Source organism: Methylomonas koyamae (genome assembly GCF_001644025.1).
GTDB classification, from domain to species: Bacteria; Pseudomonadota; Gammaproteobacteria; order Methylococcales; family Methylomonadaceae; genus Methylomonas; species Methylomonas koyamae_A.
Genome location: NZ_LUUK01000088.1, coordinates 1 through 2937, shown reverse-complemented (window position 1 = coordinate 2937; position 2937 = coordinate 1). Strand labels below are relative to the sequence as shown.

1 protein-coding gene is annotated in these 2937 nt (G+C 58.4%); it reads right to left on the bottom strand.

Annotation, left to right across the window (positions count from 1 at the left end; genetic code table 11):
* A partial coding sequence (locus A1355_RS07770) for a condensation domain-containing protein (RefSeq protein WP_231883599.1) occupies positions 1–2937 on the bottom strand: 2937 nt, incomplete at both ends.

Below are 2937 nucleotides of genomic sequence, written 5' to 3'. Positions count from 1 at the left end.
ACGTTCCAGGCAGCCAGTTGTGCTTGCTCGGCGGGGGTCAAGCATTGCAATTGACCGATGCGTTCGCCGGCTTGCGCGGCCAGTTGACTTAATAGCAATCTGAAGTGTTCCGCCAAGCCGGCTACCGCTTCGGCGCTGAAAAATTGCCGGTCGTAATCGAACACGACCCGCAAAGTATCCCCGCTTTGCACCGCCAACGTCAGCGGATAATTGGTGGTTTCGACATGCTCGCCGCCGCTGATCCGCAACCCGTCGTCGGCCCTTTGGCGCAAGGCTTCGGACAGCGGATAGTTTTCGAACACCAACAGGCTATCGAACAAAGCTTCACCCGTCTTGCCCCACCAACGTTGAATGTCGGCCAGCGGCGTGGCTTCGTGTTCGCGCAAGTTGAGATTATCCTGTTGTAAGCCCTGTAGCCAGTCGCCAATTCGACTGTCGGCTCGCGGCGCCTGAATGATAGGCAGAGTGTTGATGAACAAACCGATCATATCCTCGGCGCCTGGCAAATCAGCCGGTCGGCCGGACACGGTGACGCCGAAGGCGACCGCCAGATTACCGGTATAGCGCTGCAACAATACGGTCCAGGCTGCCTGAACCAAAGTATTAATGGTCAGTTTGTCGTCCTGGGCGATTTGGCGTAAATTCGCGAATTCGTCGCCGTCGATCAGCAACGGCAACAGGCCGTGACCGCTTTCCCTGGCACCAGCGGCCAGCGCTTCGGCCAGTCGGGTAGGTTCTTCCAGCAGACCGAGTTGTCGACGCCAATAACTTTCGGCGGACTGGCCGTCGCGGGCTTGCAGCCAAGCGACATAATCGCGGAACCCGGCAACCGGGGCCGGGAGCGCCGCGCCGCGATAATGGGCCAGCACTTCGCCCAGCAGTCGCGCGCTACTCCAGCCATCCAGCAGCAAATGATGACTGAGCCAGATCAGGTGGTAAACGTCCTCGTCCAGCCTGATCAATTCCAGTTTGAACAAGGGCGGGGTTACGGTTTGCAATCCTTGACTTTGCAAATCGACAATCAGCCTTTGCAAGGCGGACTCGGTATCGTCCCTGCCTCGCCAATCGCGTTCCCGCAAGGGTAGCGCCACGCGTTTATGCACGATTTGCAACGGGCTGGGCCAATCGCCTTGGGAGACAAAACCGGTGCGCAAAATCGGATGGCGCTCCACCATCGCCTGCCAGGCAGCGGCGAAACGGCCGGCATCCATTCCACTCAGTCGCACGTCGAAACAACTGACATAGCTGGCGGCATCGGCTTCATACAGACTATGAAACAGCATGCCCTGCTGCATTGGCGTCAAAGGATAAATATCCTGCAAATTACCAATCTCTATCGGCAATTGGTCCAACTGCGCCTGTGTCAGGCCGGCCAGTGGAACATCGCTAGGCGTAACAGCCAATGGCCCCTGACTGCAATGTTCGATCAAAGCCGTCAGTTCTTGGTCAAATTCGGCAGCCAGCCGCTGTATATTTGCCGCGCTGAACCGCTCGCGGTTGTAGGCCCAGTTCATCGCCAAACTACCGTCGTAAATCTGGCCGTTGATTTCCAACGCATAGTCCAGCGGCACAGCATCGTCGCGTTCGTCGCCGCGCGACTCGCCGGCGGGACGAAACAAACCGGCATCGGTAAAACTGGCGTCGAACTGCCCCAGATAATTGAAGCACACCTCGGGTTTAGGCAAGGCCTGCAACTCGGTGCGAACCGCATCGTCGGCCAGATATTTCAACAAACCGTAACCCAGGCCGCGATCGGGTATGCAGCGCATTTGTTCCTTGATGGTTTTGATCGACTCGGCTAGGTCAGTGGCGGGCTTTAACTTCACCGGAAACACGCTGGTAAACCAGCCGACGCTGCGACTGACGTCCGGCGCATGCTCGAACGCTTCGCGGCCGTGGCCTTCCAGATCAACAGTCAACGCCGGGTTATCGCTCCAGCGGCAAAATGCCCTCGCCAAGGCGGTGAGCAACAATTCATCGATACGGGTGCGGTAAGCAGCCGGCGCATCCTGCAGCAAGCGCCGGGTCGAGGCCGGATCGAGTTGCAGCGTCACGGTTTCCGCGTCCGCCGCCGTCGCGTCGCTAGCCCCGAATTCGGAGGGTAATTCGTGGTATTCCGTCAATTGTTGCCGCCAAAAATCCAGCTGATCGGAGATTTGTCCGGCACGGCGACTAAGCGCTTCCGCCCAGGCTTGAAATGACGCGGTTTTGGCCGGTAGTTGCGGAATTTGGCCGGCGGCGATTTGCCGGTACAAAACCTGCAAATCCTCCAGTACGATACGCCACGACACGCCGTCCACTACCAAATGGTGTATCACCAGCAGCAATCTGTAACTGCCGTCGGCCACTTCGATATACGCCGCGCGCAGCAACGGGCCGCGTTGTAAATCCAGGCTGCGTTGCGCCTGCTGCGCAATCGCGCCGATCTGTTCGGCATCGGCGGCTTGGCGCAGCCACAAGATGTCTTGGTTCTCCTCGGCTTCGGCATAATACTGCCGCCATTGCCCATCCTGGTAAAAGCGCAAACGTAGTGCATCGTGATGTTGCAGCAACTGTCGCAGCGCCTGTTCCAGGGCTTGGGCGTCCAGGGCCTGTTCGGTTTGCAGCAATACCGATTGATTCCAGTGTTGGCGCTGAGGGATCTCGGTGGCGAAAAATTCGGCTTGAATAGGTGTCAACGGCACGTCAACACCGGCAATTGCAAGCGTGTAGGTGCTGTCAGTCCGCCCAGGCGCCAAAACCACGGCCGCCAACCTGGCCAGCGCGGCGACGGTTTGATGGCTGAAAATATCCTTGGGCGACAATGCCATCCCTGCTTGGCGGGCGCGGCTAACCACTTGCAGGGATATAATCGAATCGCCCCCCAGTTCAAAGAAATTATCCTCGACGCCGATATCTTCCAAGCCCAGCACCTCCTGCCAGATCGTCGCCAGTTGG